Origin of the sequence: Streptomyces carpinensis, assembly GCF_002154505.1 — a bacterium.
GTDB lineage: Bacteria > Actinomycetota > Actinomycetes > Streptomycetales > Streptomycetaceae > Streptomyces > Streptomyces carpinensis.
The window spans coordinates 673-20,277 of the sequence record NZ_MUBM01000301.1 but is presented as its reverse complement, the minus strand read 5'-3'; the positions used below and the strand labels follow the sequence as shown (position 1 = coordinate 20,277).

The window sequence follows — 19,605 nt, the reverse complement described above, 5'->3', positions numbered from 1 at the left end:
AGGCCGCCGACTGGTCGGCGGTCGTGCCCGCGAGCGCCGCCCGGCTCCCCTGGGCGAGGCGGGTCTGGCCGCTGCCGAGCAACGTGGCCGTGCCCCAGCCGCCGTCGACCCGGGTGCACGCGCTGGTGGTCACCGACACCGTGGAGCCCCTGGTGCTCACGGAGATCCCGGGCCCGGCGGCGGCCGGTCCGGCGGCGGGCCCGAGCATGAGGGCGGCGGCCGCGGCGACCGGGCCGGGGCGCAGGAAGGGCTGAGTGCGCATGGACTGTCCTCCGGCGGCACGGTCGGCGGACCGTTCCAGGTGCCGTCGGAGATAGGGAGTGGCCCGTGCTGCCTCAGAGGCAGGCCATCCCCCGCGGACGGCCATCACACGCGCGTTCCACCCGCTCGGGCGACAGTCGAACGACCGAACGGCCGAACGAGTGAGCGGGACGGTCTTTCCAGGACCCGCTCTGCCCGGTGGTCACCGTCCGGGCGGCCGAGAAGCCGCCCCAGGTGCCGTCGGGGAGCTTGGCCCGGATGCGTACCCGGTGGCTGATCCCGGCGTCCCGGCCCAGGTAGAAGCTGTACGACGCCTTCTCGCGCGGTGCGGTGCCGCCCCAGACGAGAGAGGTGGCCGGGCGCCCGTCCAGCTCGATCTGATACTCCGTCACCACACCGTCCGTGCGCGGCGGAACCCAGTCCAGATCGAGGTAGTACGCGCCGTCCGTGCGGTGTGTCGCGGCGCGGAAGGAGGTGGGCGCGGTGCCCCGGCCGTCGTCGGAGCCCGGCGCGGTGGTGAGCCCCACGGGGGCGCTCGCGGGGGAGAGGTTGTCGGCGGCGTCGCGGGCCCGGACGGTGAAGGAGTAGCGGGTCCCCGGCCGCAGTCCCGTCACCACGGTCGCCGTCTGGCTCCCGCCCACGCTGTGGATCTTCGTGGTGCCCTGGTAGACGTCGTAGGACACCACCCCCCGGTCGTCCCTCGAGGCGGTCCAGGACAGTTGCACGGCCCGGCTGCCCACCACCCGGCCGTGCGGGGAGAGCGGGCGGGTCGGGGCCGAGTGGTCCGCCGCGGCGGCGGCGGGCGTCGTCGCCCGCACCTCCCGGCTGCGCGGCCCCAGCCGGCCCCGGGTGTCCCGCGCCCGCACGGTGAAGACGTAGGCCGTCGCGGGGCTGAGCCGGGTGACGTCCACCATGTGCTCGGACGCCGGTACGTCCTTGACCTTCGTGGTGCCGCGATACACCTGGTAGGCGCTGATGCCCGATGTGGAGGAGACCGCGTTCCACATGACGTGCACGCTGGTCGCGCTGCCGGCCGCGGCGGTCACCCCGGTCGGCGGGCCGGGGGCGCCGCCCTCCCCGTCGTCCGCGGCGCTCCGGCCGCAGGCCGCGAGCAGCGCCAGCGCACCGAACACGGCGACGACACGCCTGGGAACGCGGCCATGGCGGGAAACGGCGTAGGGAACGCGTCGCACGAGGTCTGCCTCCGCCTCGACTGCGGTGCGGACGGCCCGGACACCGCTCGGTCAATGGTCCGGACCAATATGCCGCCTGGGTCGGGCGGCATCAAGAGGGCCGTCGTTGCCGCCGCTCCGGGGCAGTTGCGTATGCTGAGACCCTATCCCGGTCGAACTGCCCGATGTGCAAGCGGAGTTCGTGCCGTGGCGCGGACCGCTGTCGTCGCTGATGCCGCGCCGTTGCGGGCGACCGGGGGCCGGGCCGGTGCGGCTTTTGGCCCTCGGTCGCCCGGCAAGTGCTGCGGGCGATGCGTCGTTCGGTCCCCTACCGTAAGCGCACGATCGAATTCAGACCATTTTGGGTGAATGACCGTCATGTCCCCGACGAGAGGGTTCCTCATCGTGCGTGTCCGGTCGCTGACGCTCGTCGCGGCGAGCGCCGCCCTGCTCGCTCCTACGACACTGCCCGCCGCCGCCCCCGTGCCCCACCGTCCTCGTGAGGAGCCGGCGGCACGGCGCGAGAGCGACGTCCGCGCCGCCGACCTGCTGGCCAAGGCGCGCGGCTGCGCGCCGGTCTCCCGCGGCCGCTACCGCCCCGACGCGGGCAAGCCCGCCACCATCGAGGTCTGCGGGCTGCGCGGAGCCGTCTTCTGGAAGGCCGACATGGACATCGACTGCGACGGTCGGCCCACCCGCCGCTGCAACCGCCGCACCGACCCGGGATTCTCCCCCGCCTCGGCCTATGAGCAGTCCGACGGCAGTCGCCTGAACGCCGAGCGCCTGCCCTACATCGTGCTGCCCACCCCCAGCCGCATCTGGAACCACCGCGCCCAGGGGCTGGGCGGCGGCTCGGTCGCGGCCGTCGTCTACCGGGGCCGGGTGCAGTACGCGGTCGTCGGGGACACCGGCCCACGGGACATCATCGGCGAGGCCTCCTACGCCACCGCCCGGCGCCTCGGCATCCCCGCCGACCCGAGCGTCGGCGGTACGCGCATCGGCGTGACGTACATCGTCTTCGAGCACTCCCGGGTGGCCCCCATCGAGAGCCACGCCGCGGCCGTGGCGGAGGGCGAGCGCCTGGCCCGGCAGCTCGTGGCCGACGAGGGCCCGTGACCCGGACGACCGGGCACGGGCCCGGCCGGCTCACACCTTCCGGTAGGTGTATGCCTCCGCGGCCGCCGCCTCCACCGCGTCCAGGTCGGCTCCCGTGGCCGCCGTGACGACCGCGGCGACCGCACCCTCGACGAACGGTGCGTCCAGCAGGCGGGTGCCGTCCGGCAGTTCGTCGCCCTCGGCCAGCAGCGCCTTGACGGTGAGCACCGCACTGCCGAGGTCCGTGAGCACGGCGACCCCGGCACCCCGGTCCACGGAGGCGGCCGCGGCGGAGACCAGCTCCGCACTGGTACCGATCCCGCCGCCCTCTCTGCCGCCCGCGGGGGCCACCGGCACCGCCACGGCCCCGCCCGCCAGCTCCTTCGCCAGCTCGGCCACCGACGCGGCCACCTCCGCGCTGTGCGACACCAGCACGATCCCGACCAGCTTGTCGTCGCTCATGTCAGCCCTCCGCCGCCTCGGCCAGCGCCGCGATCAGCAGCGCGGACGACGTGGCCCCCGGGTCCTGGTGGCCGATGCTGCGCTCGCCCAGGTAGCTCGCCCTGCCCTTGCGGGCCTGCAACGGCGTGGTCGCCTCGGCCCCCTGCTCGGCGGCTCCGCGCGCCGCCGCGAAGCCGTCACCGAGCGCGTCCACGGCCGGAACCAGCGCGTCGACCATGGTCTTGTCGCCCGGCGCCGCGCCGCCCAGCGTCATCACCCCCTCAACGCCGGCCCGCAGGGCCTCGGCGAGCTGCTCCTCGCTCACCTCCGAGGCATCCCCGAGCGCCTTCCCGGTCCGGCGCAGCAGCGTCCCGTACAGCGGGCCGGAAGCCCCGCCGACCGTCGAGATCAGCCGGCGCCCGGCGAGGGTCAGGATGGCGCCCGGCGTGTTCGGGGCCTCCTTCTCGAGCGAGACCCGCACGGCCGTGAACCCGCGCTGCAGATTGCTGCCGTGGTCGGCGTCCCCGATGGGCGAGTCGAGGGCGGTGAGCCGTTCCGCCTCTCGGTCGACGGACGCGGCGGTCGCCGTCATCCAACGGCGGAAGAAGTCGGCGTCGAGCACTGGAACTCCCTTGCGTGGCTGGCGTGGTGGGCGGGGTCGGGGCGCGGTCGCCTGGGGTCACACGCCCCAGCGCAGGCCGGGCGTGTTCACCGGTGCGTCCCACAGCCGCAACAGCTCCTCGTCGATCTGGCACAGGGTGACCGAGGCGCCCGCCATGTCGAGGGACGTCACGTAGTCGCCGACCAGCGTGCGGGCGACCGCCACCCCGCGCTCGGCGAGGATGCGGTGCACCTCCGCGTTGAAGCCGTACAGCTCCAGCAGCGGGGTGGCGCCCATGCCGTTGACCAGCAGCAGCACCGGATTCGTCGGGTTCATGTCGTCCAGGATCGCGCTGACCGCGAAGTCGGCGATCTCGCCCGAGGTCATCATCGGCCGCCGTTCCCGGCCCGGCTCGCCATGAATGCCGATGCCCAGCTCCAGCTCGCCGGCCGGCAGGTCGAAGGTGGGACTGCCCTTGGCCGGGGTCGTGCAGGCGCTGAGCGCCACACCGAAGCTGCGGGAGTTCTCGTTGACCTGCCGTGCGATCGACTCCACCCGCTCCAGCGGCTGGCCCTCGTCGGCCGCCGCGCCCGCGATCTTCTCCACGAACAGGGTGGCGCCGGTGCCGCGCCGCCCGGCCGTGTAGAGGCTGTCGGTCACCGCCACGTCGTCGTTGACCAGCACCTTCGCGACCTGGATGCCCTCGTCCTCGGCCAGTTCGGCCGCCATGTCGAAGTTGAGCACGTCACCGGTGTAGTTCTTCACGATGAAGAGCACGCCCGCCCCGCTGTCCACCGCCGCCGCGGCCCGCAGCATCTGGTCGGGCACCGGGGAGGTGAAGACCTCTCCGGGACAGGCCGCCGACAGCATCCCGGGACCCACGAATCCGCCGTGCAGTGGCTCGTGCCCCGACCCGCCACCGGACACCAGGGCGACCTTCCCGGCCACGGGTGCGTCCCGCCGTACGATCACCCGGTTCTCGACGTCCACCGTCAGCTCGGGATGAGCGGCCGCCATACCGCGCAGCGCGTCCGCGACGACGGTCTCGGGGACGTTGATGAGCATCCTCATGGGTACCTCCAAGGGAGCTTGACAGGTGGCCCTCCGGCGTCCATTTTAGCTGGCCAGAGGCTATTTCTTCAGTTTTCGATCTCGGCGGTCGGTGGCGGTCGGAAACGGGTCGCGGCGGTGCTGATGCCGACGCGGCACCGACGTGGTGACGATATGTCAGTCAATCGTGGCCGGACTGACGTGCGATCGCTGGGTACGTGCTGGAGGCAGTATCGACCTTGCGGCGGAGAAGGTCACGTGCGCTGGTGGCGTGGATCGGCATCGATGTGTACGGCGGTGTCGCCGGACCACCCTGGTCAGCGCCCGGCAGTCCCATGTTCCGACACCGACGAAGAAGGCGGCGACCCGCGGCTGCCGCCCTCCCCGGCCTTCGACCGCCGGCAGGAGCCCAGGCCGCGCCTCCACGCAGCGGCGGGCTCGCGACATCCGCCGCGTCGAGCGGACCCGAGCAACCCGACGTCCGTTCCGGCATGCGAGCCGAGCCACTGACCGAAGTCCTGTGCGCGGCTAAGGTCAGCACTGGCCCAGCGGTGATCGACTGAGGGGGCAGGCGGTGGCGGCACGGGTCAACACCGATACCGGTCGACTGCCAGCGCTTTCCGCGTCGCGGTTCGTCGGACGGGACCGTGAGGTCGCCGCGCTCGAAGCGGCACTCGGACAGTCGGCCGTCGTCCTGATCGACGGTGAGGCGGGCATCGCCAAGACCCGGTTGCTACGGGAGCTCCTCGCGTCCCAGGCCGAGCGCGGGCGCCGGCCGCTGGTCGGGACCTGCCCGGAGTTGCGCGTGCCGTACGCCCTCGGCGCGGTCGTCGACGCGGTGCGGGACGGCGTCGCCGGCGTGGCCGGGCTGCGCCTCAGCGGTCTGGGCGGTGCGTTGCGGCCGTTGTTCCCGGAGTGGGCGGCACATCTGCCGCCGGCGCCGGAGCCGCTGGAGGACGCGACCGCGGCCCGGCACCGGCTCTTCCGCGCCTTCGTCGAGGTCCTCGGCCGACTCGACGTGGCGGTACTGGTGCTCGAGGACGTGCACTGGGCGGACGAGGCGACAGTGGAGTTCCTGCTGTTCCCGGTCTCCCGCCGGCCCCAGCCGGTGAGCCTGGTGGTCACGTACCGGCGGGAGGAGGTGTCGCCCGACTCGCTGCTGCTGCGACTGTCCTCCCGGCTTCCGGCCGACGCGCACCTGGTCAGGCTCACACTGAAGCCGCTCGACGCCGGCGAGACCGCCGCGGTCGTCTCCGACCATGCTCGCGGACGAGCATGTGTCCACCGAGTTCGCGGCCTTCCTGCACGCCAAGACGGAAGGCGTACCGCTGGCGGTGGAGGAGTCCGTGCGACTGATGCACGACCGCGCCGACCTGATCCGTCGGGACGGAGGGCGGGCGTGACGCCGCCTGGACCGCGTCGAGGTGCCGCCCACGATCCGCGACGCCATGCTGGAACGCGTCGGACGGCTCCACCCCGACACGCGGACGGTCCGCTTCGAACGGGCGCTGGGCGGCAGGCAGGCCCCGGCGCCGCAGGCGTCCGTGGTGCTGTGCCGCGCGATCCTGGCCGAGGCCCAGGGCCGTCTCGCCGACGCCGCGGCGCTGTTCGCCGAGGCGGCCGGCGCGTGGCAGTGCCTGCCACGCCCGTACGACGTCCTGCTCGCCCGCGAGCGCCAGGCCCGCTGTCTGCTCGCCGACGGCGGCCCCGAGACCGGCCTGCCTCTCCTGGCACGTCGCACGGCAGTTGTCGGACCTCGGCGCCCGCGCCGGCGCCGACCGGGTGGCGCGGTTCCTGCACGAGCGTGGGCGGGACGCCGAGCAGATCCCGGGGCCGTGGACGGCTGAGCTACTGCGACCGGCTCTCCCCACGCGAACTGGAGGTCGCCCGCCTGCTGGTCGGCGGCCGGACGAACCGTCAGATCACCTAGGTCCTGGTGGCGTCCACGCAGACCGTGGGCAGCCAGGTGAAGTCGGCGATGCGCAAACTGCGCGTGACCTCGAGGACCGCGCTCGCGATCAGACTCGTGGAGTTGGGGCTCGCCGGCGAGCGGCCGCGACCGCCGGTGGGCGACGAGTAGATCCACCGCCGTCGCGCGGCACGAAAGAAGGCGCTCGCGGGCGCGACGAGGCCGCCTGGGCGCGGACGGCCTCGACCGGGTCCCCACCACTTCCACGCCGACCGACCCGGAGCGGTCGACGAGCTGTCTAGGGAGCGGCGTTCGAGCGCGGCTCCGACCGCGATGTCCCCGCCCCTGCCGCTGGTGCCCGCACCGCACAGCCGCCGGGAGGGCCACTCTGCCGTAAGGGGCCCTCGCCGTACGGCGGCTGTCGCACGAGTGTGCCCTGAGATCACTCACACATGTCGTTGAGGTGAGTCGCGCGACAGCAATCACCGCCTTGACGGGTGACGCTGAGCGCTGCCATGATTGCGTCACCGCCTCAACCGGTGACATGAAAGTGTCCCGGTCGGGAGGTCACCGAACCATTCGACCCAGACGGGGAGCACCAGTCATGGCAGTCAGCTACACCGCCGTTGTCGACGTCGACGGAGAGGGCCGGAACGGCGGTCACGTCCGCTCCTCCGACGGCCTGCTGGAGACCAGCCTCGCTCTCCCGAAGGAGCTCGGCGGCGCCGGTACCGCGACCAACCCCGAGCAGCTCCTCGCCGCCGGCTGGGCCGCCTGTTTCCTCGGCGCCCTCCGCCGTGCCGCCACCCAGCGCAAGATCCGGCTGACCAGCACAACCATCACGGCCGAGATCACCCTCACCCACGGCGACGACGGCGAGTTCTCCCTCTCCGCGGTTCTCAGTCCGGTCCTCGGCGGTGTGGATCGGACCACCGCCCGGGAACTCGCGAACGCCGCCCACCAGATCTGCCCGTACTCCAAGGCGACGCGTGACAACATCCCCGTCACGATCAACGCCGGCGCGGCCGCCTGACGCCTTTCTCCCTCGACCGCGGGTCCCGTGCACCCTTCCACCCTGCACGGGACCCGCTTCCCTCAGCCGCACCCACACCACCGACCGGAGAGCGAGGGCAGGACATGGCCTCGATGACGCACACACACGTATGGAATGCCGAGCACCGTCGTTCCGCCCCCGGCCGTGTCGCCGCAGTCTCCGGCGAACGGCCGCTCCGGGACGCGGCACACTCCGAAGAGCATCGGTGGCCCGCCGACCCGCAGGTGTGGAACTGGGCGCAGAGCGTGGTGCTGTCGGGGTACGGACCGTCGGCATCCAGCTTTCTCTGACGGTGGACACGGGGCGGAGACCGCGGTACGGAAGGCCCGGCCCGGCACCGGATCGTGCCGTGCCGGGCCCGGGACACCGACGGGTCGGAACGTCAGCGGTGCCCCATGGGACGCGTGAGCGCGGTCTCGACGGCGGTTGCCATCGCGCCCTCGCCCGCGGCGTTGGGGTGCACCGGCGCCGCCGGTGTCTCGGGGGCGAAGGTCTCGATCCACCGCTCGCCCGCCGGCCGGCAGAGGTCGTGCCCGACGGTCGGCGTGTACGTGTTCACGTACTGCGCCCGGCCGTGCCGTGCCTGGCGGACGAGCATCGCGTTGAGCTCCTTCTCCTTGTCGCGGAGCCAGGCGAAGTCCCTCGCGGCCAGCGGCACGGACTTGCTGGTACAACCCACTCCGTCCTCGGGGAAGAGGTCCGGGTAGCCGACCACCACGACACGGGCGTGCGGCGCGCGGCGGTGGATGTCGCGCAGCACCCGCGCGACCTTCGGCCCGGTCTGGGCGATCGCGTCCGAGATCTGGTCCGTGCCGCCGCCCGCGAAGCGGGAACGGCACGGGGCGCCCGCCGGATCGCTGGACATGAGTTGCACACAGGTGCCCAGCACGGTCGAGAAGCCGATGTCGTTGCCGCCGATGGTGACGGTCACCAGGTCAGTTCCCCGGTCGAGCGCGTCCAACTGCGGCGGCACGCCGTCCTGGGCGGCCGTCATGTCGGCGGTGGTGGCACCCGAGCAGCTGACGTCCGTCAGCGTCGCGGCCCGCGACCGCGCCACCAGCGAGGGGTAGTTCCGGTCGGAGCGTAGGCAGGTCGCGTCGACCTGTGTGGGCACGAGCGGAGCGGAGGCGTACGAGTCGCCGAGGGCGACGTAGTCCACCTTGTGCCGGCCCTCCGTGGCCGTGCTCGCCGCAGCCGTTCCGGCCGGGGCGAGGGCCGCTCCGGCGGAGAGCAGTGCGGCACCCACCGTGAGCGCGCGTCTCGCGCGGGAGGTGGGAAAGAGTTTCCTCAAGGTTGTGTCCTTCCGTCGCACCATGCGCGCACACATGGCTGAGGCGGCCATCCAATCACTCACACGTATCCGGACGCCGCCAGATTGCCGGTAACAAGTCGGTCAACGATGCCGGGACGGGCGTCAGATGACTCGTGCGGGATGCCGCACCGGCCGACCAGTGAGGAAACGCCATGGGTGGGACCGTCGGCCGGCCCACCCCAGACCCCGAACCATGAAAGCGAGATCACAACCATGGACATGAAGCTCGAAGTCGTCATTCTGCCCGTGTCCGACGTGGACCGCGCCAAAGGCTTCTATGTGGAGCAGCTCGGCTGGCGCCTCGACGCGGACTTCCCGATCGACGACGGTTACCGGATCGTCCAGGTGACCCCGCCCGGCTCCGAGTGCTCGATCATCTTCGGGGAGGGCCTCACCGAGCAGGCCGCGGGCACGCTCCACGGCCTGCAGCTGACCGTCACCGACATCGTCAAGGCCCAGGAGGAGCTGGCCTCTCGCGGTGTGCGGGTCTCCGGCCCGTTCCGCGACGAGACCGGCGCCTTCCACCACGCCGGTGACGCGCACCGGGTGCCCGGCCTGCACCCCGAGCGGGCCAGCTACGGCACCTTCGCCGCCTTCGCGGACCCCGACGGCAACGAGTGGTTCCTCCAGGAGGTCACCGAGCGCGCGGCCGGCCGCTGAGTCCCGGTCGCGGCGCAGCCGACCTCCCCACCGCGCCGCGACCTTCGATCCACAAGCCCTGTCACCTACCCGAACCGGCATTCATCCGACCGGCATCCGTCCCACCGGAGGACACATGACGACCGAGAACATCCGCTCCTACGACGTCATCGTGATCGGCGCGGGGCCGGTCGGCGAGAACGTCGCGGACCGCACCGCCGCCGCCGGCCTGAGCACCGTCGTCGTGGAGAGCGAACTGGCCGGCGGCGAGTGCTCGTACTGGGCCTGCGAACCCAGCAAGGCACTGCTGCGCCCCGCTCTGCTCCGCGCCGACGCCCTGCAGGTTCCGGGTCTCGACCCCGCCGTGAAGAACCCACTGGACACCGAGGCCGTCCTTGCGCACCGCGATCGCATGTCGGCGGACTGGCAGGACGACGGCCAGGTCGAGTGGATCAAGTCGGCCGGCATCGACTTCCTGCGCGGCCACGGGCGCCTGGCGGGGGAACGCGAGGTGTCGGTGGAAACCGCCGACGGCGACACCGTCCGCCTGCGGGCCCGGCACGCCGTCGTCGTCTGCACCGGAAGCCGCGCGGCCCTGCCCCCGCTGTCCGGGATCGAGACCCTGCGGCCCTGGACCAGCCGGGAGGCGACCAGCGCCCGGCGGCCGCCGCGGCGCCTCGCGATCGTCGGCGACGGTGTGGTGGGTGCCGAGATGGCCACCGCCTGGCAGGCCCGGGGTAGCCGGGTCACCCTGCTCGCCCGTGGGGAAGGGCTGTTGCCCCGCATGGAGCCCTTCGCGGGGGAGCTGGTCACCGAGCGGCTGCGGGAAGCCGGAGCGGACGTACGGTTCGGCATCTCGGTCGTCACAGCCGCGCGGGTGGGCGACGGCGAGGTCCGGATCACGCTGTCGGACGGAGGTGAACTCGCCGCCGACGAGGTCCTGTTCGCCACCGGCCGCGCCCCGCGCTCGGAGGACATAGGGCTCGGTGCCGTGGGGCTGACCCCGGGCGACTGGCTCGCCACCGACGACAGTCTGACCGTCACCGCCGTCCCCGGGAGCTGGCTGTACGCGGTCGGCGACGTCAACCGCCGGGCGCTCTTCACCCACCAGGGCAAGTACCAGGCCCGCGTCGCCGGTGCCGTGATCGCTGCCCGGGCCCGGGGCGAGGAACCAGGCACCGGCCGTTGGAGCCCGCACAGCAGTACGGCCGACCTCGAGGCCGTACCGGCTGTCGTCTTCACCGATCCCGAGGTCGCCTCCGTGGGCCTGACCGTCCGCGAGGCCGAGCGTACCGGCCGCGCCGTCGACGTCGTCGACTACGACATCGGTCACCTTGCCGGCGCCGTCCAGTACCGTCCCGACTATCGTGGCAGGGCCCGGATCCTCGTCGACCGGGATCGTCAGGTCGTCGTCGGGGCCACCTTCGTCGGACCGGGCGTGGGTGAACTGCTGTACTCGGCCACGGTCGCCATCACCGGGGAGGTGCCCGTCGAGCGTCTGTGGCACGCCGTACCCGCCTTCCCCACCATCAGCGAGGTGTGGCTGCGCCTGCTGGAGACGAGGCGGGACTCATGACCACCGCACGGGACCTCGCGCTCGTCGCCCTGAGCCTGCCGTCCGACCGGGCCGTGGAGCGGGGCGGCCTCTCCCTCGCGCTCGCGGGGGCCGAGGCTGTCGATCTCCTCAAGAGCGGGGCGCGTTGACCCTGGACGGTGACCGCACGGTGCCCGGCCCGAGGACGGCGACGGGCGACCGTCCGCTGGACCAAGCGGCCGCCGCGCTCCTCCGGCGGGAGCCGCACGAGACGGTCGAGGACTGGCTGTGGCGGCGCGGCAGCGAGTTGACCACGGTCCATGTCGCTGACCTGGACCGGACCGGGCTCCTCGGCCATCCCCAAGGACACCGGCTGCGGGGGCTGTTCGCGCGGACCGGACCGGGCGGCTCGCCGGAGCGCCACCGCGCGGAGGAACGCCTTAGCCTCCTGTGAGCCTGTACTCGCAGACGTCTCCCGTCCCTCGTGGCCTGCCCGCGCCGCAGGGCCTCAGGTGTCCGGCCCGGGGACCACCGCCCGTGGGACGAGCGGAGGTGTCAGGTGGCGTTGTTGGCCGTGCCCGGCTTCACCAGGGTGTACATGACGGCACGCTGCTGCTTGTGTCGCCGGATGCGTCCCTTGGCGACCAGGGATTCGAGGGTGTTCCGCACCACCTGCGGCGTGGGGTTGCGGTCCGGGTACTGCGCCATGAGCTCGGCCCGCAACTCCTTGGCCGGGCACGGCTTCTCGTGGTTGCCGAGCAGATCCGCCAGGAGGTCACCGAGCAGAGGGCGGCGCGACTTCCCCTTCGCGCCGGTCTTCGCCGTGCCGCCCGCCGGAGCGGTCCTGGCCGGTGCCGGGCGCCGCGCCGCGGCTCCGGCGGGGGTCCGCTTCGCCTTCGCGACGACGGGCTCTTCCTGCAACTGCTCGGGCAGACGTGACGGGTCGGCGAAGCCCTCATACCGCTCGGCAAGGCTCAGGATGTCCACCAGGAGGGCTTCCTCCTGCTTCAGCACCGTGAGCCTCTCCGCCAGCTCCTGCTGTCGGCGGCGGTTCTCCTCCAGGTCCGACGCGGCTTGTTTGACGTACCGCGATCGGAGCGTGGCGGCTGACTGGCTGGTCACAACCGTTCACTCCCTTGATATGGATGACGCTGCGCATGGTCCCACGCCGAGGGTCCCGTGCGGATAGGTGTCGACGCCGGACGGTTCGTCGGGCATGTTCACTGTTCACGATAGGCGCTGATGTGCCTGCGCATGCAGGGTGCACTGGGTCTTCTTCAACCTTCCGAGCTCCGACGACGTCGCCCGCACGGGGTTCCCTCCGAACACACTGCCCGGTAAGTGTGTCGGCGAACCGTCTGGTCTGCGCCTTGTCGGACCGCTGCGTGTGATGGCGGAGTGCCGCTCCGGCACCTGGTCCCACTTGGGCGTTCGTGCGCGCGCGCCGGCCGGGCGGGACCGGGCGCGGTCGCCGAGACCGTGGACGGGGATCCGCCCCGCAAACCTACCTGAGCGCCGGACGGCATACGGACGAACACACCTTCCTCCCCGGGGGTGCGGAGGTGGGCCGGAGGGTCTGCCGGCGTTCGGTCGGATACCTGTCAGACGCCCCGGGCACCCATCGGCTTGCCGGGGCTTCGAACGGCTCTTCCGGAGGCGTCCGCCGTGGCCCGGGCCGGCGGTCGCCGGGGCGACGTCACGCTCGTGCTGCACCGGCGCTCCTCGGCCGGGCCCCGCCGTGTCCTCGCCCGAAGCCGGGCCTGCGCCATGAGCGGGCACGGCCGGCGTACGACTGCCTTCGCCACGCTCACACCTGTCTGCGGCAGCATGTGGGTAGGAGGCTGGACGCACATGTCGCAGCAGCGCTCCTCCGGAGGCCCCATGTCCGCAGCTCCCCGGAGACGGACGGCAGGGCGGGCGGGCGTCAAGGCCAGGCGTGGTTCGACGACGCGACGGCCGTGGGAAGGGCCTCTCGCGATCAGTCGGACTGCGTACTGGGCCCCTGGAGCAGGTCAGCGGTGGCGACGTCCCAGTCGATCCCGGCGAGCTCGTGGCCGGCGGGCACCAGCTCGTAGGTGTGGTCCAGCCACTCCGCCAGCGGAGGCACGGGCAGTTCGAACAGGGCCGCCATGTCCCGAGAGGCCAGCTGGAGCAGTGCGGTGGCCCGGTCCTCCGGGTGTGATGGCCAGATCTGGACGTCACCGAGGCCGCTCACCGAGTACAGCCCCTGCCGCAGGAGGTCGCGGCCGATCCGCCACATGACTCGCGGGCCGCCCTCGATGAGGAGCTCCACGCACACGACCAGGGGACGCTCCGGTTCGAACCGGAACTCCGCCCTGATGGGCTGCCGGGCGGAGACGTCCGGCACACGCTCGATGTCCAAGATCAACTCAGGGCAGTCGTACGGCCCTGTCCGGCGGGCCTGTAGCTCTGGTCGGTTGCCGCTCATGACGAGTGGATCCTTCTCTCCGGCGGATGCTGGCCCGACTTACTCTCGCCCTCGCGGCGGCATCGTACATAAGTGACTTGACCGTTCAACGTCGCAGCCGTCGATGGTGAAAGGGGGACCGATGTCCGGCAGGCGGACCGCGGTCCACCTCGGAGCAGCCTGTGCCATGCGGCCTCGGAAGCGGCGCCGCCCCCCTCACCGGCCGCGGGCGGTCAACATTAAGTCATTCGACTGTCGCCCCTGACGTGTGCCTGAACGATCCTGAAACCGTCGCCCGCGTGCCGGTGCCGGGTGGTCGTCATGCTCGGAGGATCCAGCCGTGAACCGTACTCCCGTCGTCTTCATCCATGGCGCGTGGCTGCACGCGCTTTCCTGGGAGTCGTGGGCCGAGCGTTTCGCCGGCCGAGGTTTTCTGACCTTCACACCGGGATGGCCGGGGGAGGCGGCCGTCGCCGGGGAGGTACGCACGTCATCCTCCGAGGTGTTCGCGGGCAACGGCCTGGACGTGCTGACGGACCACTACGCGCATATCGTGCGCTCGTTCGACATCGCTCCGGTGATCGTCGGCCACTCGGTCGGGGGTCTGATCGCGCAGCACCTGATCGGCGCCAACATCGGGCGGGCAGCGGTAGCCATCGCATCCGCTCCGGTCAACGACGTCCCGCTGCCCGCCTCCCCGGCCCCGCTGTGGACTCCCGGCCGCGCCGGCGAGGGCGGACTGGTCTCCCTGTCCCCGGCCCAGTTCCACCAAGGCTTCGCGAACACCGTAGGGGAGGAGGAGGCCGCCTGGCTCTTCGAGCGCTATGTCGTGCCGACCCCCGGCCGTCTGCTCGCCGACCTCGGGTGCGCGGACGCGGCGCGCAGCCCGCGTGCCGTGGTGGACGTGGGCAACGCGGTCCGCGGCCCGCTCCTGCTGATCTCCGGCCAGGAGGATCTGCTCGTGCCCGACGCCGTCACGCGCGCGGTGTACAAGCAGTACGGCGACTCCACGGCCGTGACCGATCTGAAGCAGTTCGCCGACCGCGCCCACTCCCTGGTCATCGACAGCGGATGGAGATACGTCGCGGACTACGTGCTCGGCTGGCTGGACGAACACGGCCTGCGCGCCCACCCGGCGTAGGGCGGAACCGCCCTACGGGCGGACCACGGAACGGTCGGACACACCTCCGGGGGCCGACCGGTGCCCTCACACGCTCTGGTCGCCCGGTGCCTTGCCCAGTGCGTCGCGCAGGGCGGCGCGCGAGGTGATGCCCAGCTTGGGGAACACGCGGTAGAGGTGTGAACTGACGGTGCGCGGTGACAGGTGCATCCGCTCGCCTATCTCCTTGTTGGTCAGGCCGCCCGCCGCGAGGTCGGCGATCCGGCGTTCCTGCCAGGTCAGCGCTGCCAGGTGGGCAGAGGAGGTGAGGGTGGCCGCGCCGGCCGCACGCAGTTCGGCCCGGGCCCGTTCGCTCCAGGTGCGTGCGCCCAGTCGCTCGAACGTCTCCGCGGCGAGGGTCAGTGACTGCCGGGCGGCCTTCCGTCCCTGGGTGTGGCGGAGCCGGATGCCGTGGGCGAGTCGGATGCGGGCGAGTTCGTGGGGGAAATAGGTGGCGGCGGGGTGGGTTTCGGCCCGGTGGAAGTGGTGGTCGGCTTCGGTGGGGTCGGTGGTGGTCATGGCGAGGGCGCCGTGGGTGATGAGGGCGAGGCGGGGTGAGATGTCGGGGAGGTGTGCTTGCTGGGCGGCGAGGGCGTGGGCGCGGGCCTGTTCGGCGCGGCCGGTGTGGATCGCGGCTTCGACTAGGTCGAGGAGGGTGCGGGGGGCTTGGTGGGCATAGGCGGTGAAGGTGCCGGGGGGCGTGATGCCGATGGCGTGGAGGTAGGCGGCTTCGTAGTCGCCTTCGGAGAGGGCGGCGGTGGTGCCGATGGTGTCGGTGATCTGGGTGAGGAAGCCCACGCCGCGGGGGCGGGCCCAGGCGTCGACCATGGCCTGGAGTTCGCGGGCGTGTTCGACGTCGCCGCGCAGGGCGGCGAGCAGACCGAGATACGCCCGGCTGTGATGAGCGAACAACGCGTGCCGGTGCGAGGTCGTCAGCTCCAGGCACCGCTGTCCGGTGCGCTCGGCCTCGTCCCACTCGCCGACCGCGATCTGGTCGAGCATGATCAGGTGCAGCATGGTCATGCCGGTGACCATGGCCCCCGTCTCCACCTCGCGGTCCACGATGCGCTGGAGATGCGGCCGGTACCGGCTGAGGGTGTCCACGTGATAGGCCGCTACCCCCAGCCGGCTGACGTCCCACGGCTCCAGGTCACGCAGGTCGGCGAACGCGCGGTCCACCCGCTGGTGCACACCGGCGCCGCGGCGCACCACGTCACCCCAGGCGTCCTGATAGATCCGGGTGATCGGCGGCACCAGGTCGCCCAGGGTGCCCAGGACCTCGTGCACCTGCTCCCAGCCGGCCTCGTCACCGGCGTACTGGCTGATGGCCAGCAGCAGGTTGACCAGCCGCGTGAGCACCTCGTCCGGCTCCCGCGCCCCGCTGTCCCGCATGCTCTCGACCGCCGCCAGCACCTGGCGCTGTGAGGACCGGACGTCTCCGTCCTCGTACAGCGCCACGTAGGCCGAGGTGACCACCGAGGCCTGGGACCCCTGCCTTCCGGACGCGCCGTCCGAGTGGACCAGTTGCTGCGCCTGGTCCAGCAGGCCCGCGTGTCCGGCGATGAAGGCCGCGTCACCGATCCGGCGGGAGCGGTCCTCGTGGTTCTCGCTGAGCTCCGCGGCCCGGGTCAGCCAGGCGACGGCGGCGAGCGCGCCGCCGCGCCGGGTCGCGGACTCGGCAGCGCTCTCCAGCGCGGCCGCCACCTCCTCGTCCGGGTCGACCGTGGAGGCCGCCAGGTGCGTGGCCCGCCGTTCCACGTCGTCGCGGTGCACCTCGGCGAGCACCGCGTGCGCCCCGCGCCGCTCGTTCGGGGTCGCCATCTGGACCACCGTCGAGCGCACCAGGGGGTGCCGGAAGACGAAGTCGCCGCTGAGCGGGTCGATGTCCAGCAGACCGCAGGCCGCGGCCTCGTCGGCGTCCCTCAGGCGATAGCGCGTGCCCCGGGTGCGGCCGGCCGCCGTTCCGGCTCCGACGCCGTCCAGGGCGCCGCGCAGCAACTCGGCCCGCACGGCCCCGCCGAGGGACTCGATGCGCGCGCCGTACACGTGCTGAAGACGCTGCGGCAGCGGGATGCCGGTGTAGCCGAGCAGTTCCTCGGGGGTGCGTTCCGCCCGACCTCTCCGCACGAAGGGCGGTAGTTCCAGCAGCGCCAGCGGGTTCCCCTGAGCCTCGTCCAGGACCAGGCGGCGGATATTCGGTTCGAGCCCGGGGTGGTGCAGGTCCAGGAGCTCTTCGGAGGCCTTCTCCGACAGCGTTGTCACTGGCAGGGCGGCCAACGCGGCCGTGTCGAAGCCGGAGGGCACGTCGCAGCGCAGGCCGACGACGAGCTTCACCGAGCTGCCGGTCAGCCGGCGCCCCACGAAGCCGCACACCTCGGTGCTGGAGGTGTCGAACCACTGGCCGTCGTCGAGGACCAGCAACAGGGGCTTCTGCGACGCCGCGAGGGAGAGCAGGTCGAGGACGGCGATGCCGAGGGTCATGACCGAGGGCGGCGCGCTCTCGCCGCCCCTGCCGAAGATGACGTCGAAGACCTTCCGATGGGCGTCGTCCAGCCGGTCGATGTAGGTGAGCAGCGGATACAGGAACTGGTGCAGTCCGGCGAACGGCAGTTCCGACTCGGCCTCCACTCCGGCCGCCCTGATCACCCGGTGCCTCTCGGCCGTCGCGATGTCGGCGACGTGGTCCAGCAGCGCGCTCTTGCCGACACCGGTGTCCCCCCGCAGAACGAGAGCCCGCCCCCCGGAGTCCGCGACGAGAGCCGACAGCACCTCCTGCTCGCTCTCGCGGCCGACCAAAGTCCCGACGATCGACTCCACAGTCCCCCACTCCCTTCACCGCTGAACCAGCCCCGCCCGGACGCCCCGAATCCGGGCGTACGAATCGCCAGGCGTGACGGCGAGAGTACGTCGTCGTTCCCGCTCGCCGAGGTGTCCGGACCCCACCGTTCGCCACCCGATCGGGCTGTGTTGCCAAAGACCGCGCGTCCGGCGGCTGTTGCCGAACAGTACGGCCGGCCGGTCGATGTGTCGCACGCCGGGTGTGTCCCCTTCGACAGCGGATTGGCGGCCCCTGTGCCGCCGACCGTTCAACCCTCACACCTCACGGAAAAGAGTAGATGTCCCTGGGGGTATCCGTCACCTGCTGTGGCCGAAAAGGTTCTTGTTGTACGGACTCCTCGCCCCATACGCGGCCTTCGGGCAGGCACCCGGCAGCTCGCGTCGAGTGCGTGTCTTCTGCGTCGAGACATGTCTAGTCGGCCCGAGGTCCCAATCCGGCAGGAGGACCACCGCGATGAGTCACTCCGCCCGTGCCTTCTGGCTGCGCTCACCGAACCATGGCGAGATACGTGCTCGCGCTCTCGGAGTTCCGGGACGGTGAGGTCCTGGTGCGCACGCTGTGGTCGGGGATCGGCCGCGACGCCGAGACGCTTGTCTTTCGCGGCCAGGCGGCCCGCAGCGGCCGTGCACGCCGGCACCGTCGAGACGCCGAGACGCCGAGACGCCGGGGCGCCGACGCAGACCGTCACCGGCCGGTCGAAGTCAGCCATGCGCAAACTGTGTGGTGCCGTTGCCCACCGTACTCGCGCCCAGGTTCGAGGCCAGGACCAAGGGGGTCAGGACGGAATGGACGTACCGCTCGGACAGGCCGGCCAAGGATGACGCTCCGCAGCTCTACCCCTGTGTGGGCGTGCGTCGGCCTGCGGATCAGCGCGACCGACAGCCAGGGCAACACCGTCAAGCAGACCCTCCCCGGGGCATACGAGCTGTGCTGACGGATGCCGCTGCAACGGTGCTCCGACCCGGAGGTCATTGTCATGTCCCGCCCGGGCTCCGGCGCAGCGGCGCACCTTCTCTTGCGTCACCGCCTTGACTGGTGACGCAAGAGGCGGCATGCTGGTGCTCGTCCAAGGCGACGAGCAGGACGCGATCCACGAAGTGGAGAATGGTCATGAAGAAGGAACTCACCACGGACGCCGCCGCGGCGGAACTGCGTCACGCACGCTTCGGCCGGCTTCCCGAGCGCATTCGCTTCGACCAGATGACCGAAGAGGTCGAGGCCGCCCCGGGTGGCGTGAAGGGCTCGTACGACCCCGAAGGCTCCTGGAAGTACTACTCGTGCCTGGCCCTCGACCTGGGCCTGTAGAGTCCCGCGCCGACCGCCGAACCGGCAAAGGGTCATGCGATGTCCGTATGGCGGGAGCTTCGCGGGGCGGGGTCGGCGTGAACACGAACCTCGGAGCCGTCACAACGCCACCGACATCGAGAATCCGGAAGCCCGTGTACGCAAGGCCCCGGGCAGCACACACTTCGTGATGGCGGCAGCGCCGGCGGGACGGGACACCGCATGAGCGCGAGCGGTTCCCTGAAGGGTCCGGTGCTCATGACCCGTTCTTCGTAGTGGACCTGGAGCAGGCGCTGTCGCTCGCACGCCGTACGACGGCTGCCGACCCGGCAGCGGGCGGTCGCGGTGCTGCGGTACTTCGGGGAACTGAGTGTCCGGGAGACCGCGCAGTTTCCGGGGCTGCCGTCCCGGCGCCGTGAAGAGCCGGACGGCCCAGCTCCTCGCCGGGTCCGTCATCCGGCCGGCAGGCGGCGCGGTCGTCGACACGAAGACGCTGGTGAAGACCGCGCAATGGTTCGTCGACTTCGTGCGTCACCGCCTCGACACCGGGCGGGGTCCCGACCCGGGCCGCCGTCTCGACCGGCTGGCCGAGGAGCTGTTCGCCAAGCGTCGGACGAGGACAGGACGTCCCCAAGCTGCGCCAGGCGATCGCCCGCGGCCGCCCGCGGCGGGTCGCACTCGGTCTTCGGCTTCCTGGAGCAGCCCGAGCCGCGCTCCGGAAGGGGCGGGATGTACGCCCGCCTCCCCACGCCGGTGCGCTTGGCCCGAGGGCCCTGCCGAACAGCTTTCGCAGGGCCCTCGAGGGGCCGGCCGCCGACTGAGCCCCG

General features: G+C 72.0%; 19 protein-coding genes and 2 pseudogenes. 12 read left to right on the top strand and 9 right to left on the bottom strand.

Annotated elements, in window-relative coordinates; translation table 11 throughout:
• Window positions 1-262, bottom strand: a pseudogene (locus BZY54_RS35090) (hypothetical protein); the annotation flags it as partial.
• Window positions 263-335: 73 nt separating this feature from the next.
• On the bottom strand, window positions 336-1,394 hold the full coding sequence (locus tag BZY54_RS35085; protein WP_086729363.1) for a fibronectin type III domain-containing protein: 1,059 nt from the start codon (window positions 1,392-1,394) through the stop codon (window positions 336-338).
• A 444-nt stretch (window positions 1,395-1,838) separates the two neighbouring features.
• Between BZY54_RS35085 and BZY54_RS35080 the strand changes: the two genes are divergently transcribed.
• A complete protein-coding gene (locus BZY54_RS35080; RefSeq protein WP_086729366.1) occupies window positions 1,839-2,549 on the top strand; it encodes a glycoside hydrolase family 75 protein in 711 nt (236 codons plus the stop codon).
• Between the two features lie 30 nt (window positions 2,550-2,579).
• Here the strand turns inward: BZY54_RS35080 and BZY54_RS35075 are convergent, their stop codons facing one another.
• From BZY54_RS35075 to dhaK, 3 genes are read right to left on the bottom strand one after another with little or no spacing between them, the layout of a single operon-like run.
• On the bottom strand, window positions 2,580-2,990 hold the full coding sequence (locus BZY54_RS35075) for a PTS-dependent dihydroxyacetone kinase phosphotransferase subunit DhaM (RefSeq protein ID WP_086729362.1): 411 nt from the start codon (window positions 2,988-2,990) through the stop codon (window positions 2,580-2,582).
• A gap of 1 nt (window position 2,991) precedes the next feature.
• A complete protein-coding gene (dhaL, locus tag BZY54_RS35070; RefSeq protein ID WP_086729361.1) occupies window positions 2,992-3,591 on the bottom strand; it encodes a dihydroxyacetone kinase subunit DhaL in 600 nt (199 codons plus the stop codon).
• Window positions 3,592-3,648: 57 nt separating this feature from the next.
• On the bottom strand, window positions 3,649-4,641 hold the full coding sequence (gene dhaK, locus BZY54_RS35065; RefSeq protein ID WP_086729360.1) for a dihydroxyacetone kinase subunit DhaK: 993 nt from the start codon (window positions 4,639-4,641) through the stop codon (window positions 3,649-3,651).
• A gap of 553 nt (window positions 4,642-5,194) precedes the next feature.
• Here dhaK and BZY54_RS55675 point away from each other — a divergent pair.
• The 5 genes and pseudogenes from BZY54_RS55675 to BZY54_RS35055 form a co-directional block, all read left to right on the top strand.
• Window positions 5,195-5,680 (top strand): annotated as a pseudogene (locus BZY54_RS55675) (ATP-binding protein); the annotation flags it as partial.
• Between the two features lie 199 nt (window positions 5,681-5,879).
• Entirely contained in the window at window positions 5,880-6,023 is a 144-nt protein-coding gene (locus BZY54_RS51835) for a hypothetical protein (RefSeq protein ID WP_167414124.1), read from the top strand.
• 21 nt (window positions 6,024-6,044) lie between these two features.
• Window positions 6,045-6,467, top strand: a complete 423-nt coding sequence (locus BZY54_RS53890) for a hypothetical protein (protein ID WP_244217490.1) — start codon at window positions 6,045-6,047, stop codon at window positions 6,465-6,467.
• 89 nt (window positions 6,468-6,556) lie between these two features.
• A complete protein-coding gene (locus BZY54_RS53885; RefSeq protein ID WP_244217489.1) occupies window positions 6,557-6,700 on the top strand; it encodes a helix-turn-helix domain-containing protein in 144 nt (47 codons plus the stop codon).
• Window positions 6,701-7,133: 433 nt separating this feature from the next.
• Complete coding sequence (locus BZY54_RS35055) at window positions 7,134-7,562, top strand: organic hydroperoxide resistance protein (protein WP_086729358.1); 429 nt, start codon at window positions 7,134-7,136, stop codon at window positions 7,560-7,562.
• Between the two features lie 403 nt (window positions 7,563-7,965).
• Here BZY54_RS35055 and BZY54_RS35045 read toward each other — a convergent pair whose 3' ends face one another.
• Entirely contained in the window at window positions 7,966-8,829 is an 864-nt protein-coding gene (locus BZY54_RS35045; protein ID WP_086729356.1) for an SGNH/GDSL hydrolase family protein, read from the bottom strand.
• Window positions 8,830-9,108: 279 nt separating this feature from the next.
• Between BZY54_RS35045 and BZY54_RS35040 the strand changes: the two genes are divergently transcribed.
• The 4 genes from BZY54_RS35040 (at window position 9,109) to BZY54_RS55665 (ending at window position 11,522) form a co-directional block, all read left to right on the top strand.
• Window positions 9,109-9,555 carry a VOC family protein gene (locus tag BZY54_RS35040; protein ID WP_086729355.1) on the top strand — a complete coding sequence of 149 codons (447 nt, stop codon included), beginning with the start codon at window positions 9,109-9,111 and terminating at the stop codon, window positions 9,553-9,555.
• 115 nt (window positions 9,556-9,670) lie between these two features.
• Entirely contained in the window at window positions 9,671-11,110 is a 1,440-nt protein-coding gene (locus BZY54_RS35035; protein ID WP_086729354.1) for a dihydrolipoyl dehydrogenase family protein, read from the top strand.
• Complete coding sequence (locus BZY54_RS55670; RefSeq protein WP_425276349.1) at window positions 11,107-11,238, top strand: hypothetical protein; 132 nt, start codon at window positions 11,107-11,109, stop codon at window positions 11,236-11,238. The genes BZY54_RS35035 and BZY54_RS55670 overlap by 4 nt, the downstream gene beginning before the upstream one ends.
• The gene (locus tag BZY54_RS55665; RefSeq protein WP_425276348.1) at window positions 11,235-11,522 is read left to right on the top strand and encodes a GPP34 family phosphoprotein; all 288 of its coding nucleotides are present in this window, start codon (window positions 11,235-11,237) and stop codon (window positions 11,520-11,522) included. Before BZY54_RS55670 ends, BZY54_RS55665 begins: the two co-directional genes overlap by 4 nt.
• A 101-nt stretch (window positions 11,523-11,623) precedes the next feature.
• Here BZY54_RS55665 and BZY54_RS35025 read toward each other — a convergent pair whose 3' ends face one another.
• Both BZY54_RS35025 and BZY54_RS35020 read right to left on the bottom strand, forming a co-directional pair.
• Window positions 11,624-12,190 (bottom strand): hypothetical protein, encoded by a 567-nt coding sequence (locus tag BZY54_RS35025; protein WP_086729353.1) that lies wholly within the window; start codon window positions 12,188-12,190, stop codon window positions 11,624-11,626.
• Window positions 12,191-13,046: 856 nt separating this feature from the next.
• The gene (locus BZY54_RS35020) at window positions 13,047-13,517 is read right to left on the bottom strand and encodes an SsgA family sporulation/cell division regulator (protein WP_167414125.1); all 471 of its coding nucleotides are present in this window, start codon (window positions 13,515-13,517) and stop codon (window positions 13,047-13,049) included.
• Window positions 13,518-13,836: 319 nt separating this feature from the next.
• Here BZY54_RS35020 and BZY54_RS35015 point away from each other — a divergent pair, with 319 nt between their 5' ends.
• Window positions 13,837-14,637, top strand: coding sequence for an alpha/beta hydrolase (locus BZY54_RS35015; RefSeq protein WP_086729352.1), 801 nt, complete (start codon window positions 13,837-13,839; stop codon window positions 14,635-14,637).
• A gap of 66 nt (window positions 14,638-14,703) precedes the next feature.
• Here BZY54_RS35015 and BZY54_RS35010 read toward each other — a convergent pair whose 3' ends face one another.
• Complete coding sequence (locus BZY54_RS35010) at window positions 14,704-17,472, bottom strand: helix-turn-helix transcriptional regulator (RefSeq protein ID WP_086729351.1); 2,769 nt, start codon at window positions 17,470-17,472, stop codon at window positions 14,704-14,706.
• Window positions 17,473-18,604: 1,132 nt separating this feature from the next.
• Here BZY54_RS35010 and BZY54_RS35005 point away from each other — a divergent pair.
• Window positions 18,605-18,799 (top strand): hypothetical protein, encoded by a 195-nt coding sequence (locus BZY54_RS35005; protein ID WP_086729364.1) that lies wholly within the window; start codon window positions 18,605-18,607, stop codon window positions 18,797-18,799.
• The last annotated feature ends 806 nt before the right edge of the window (window positions 18,800-19,605 follow it).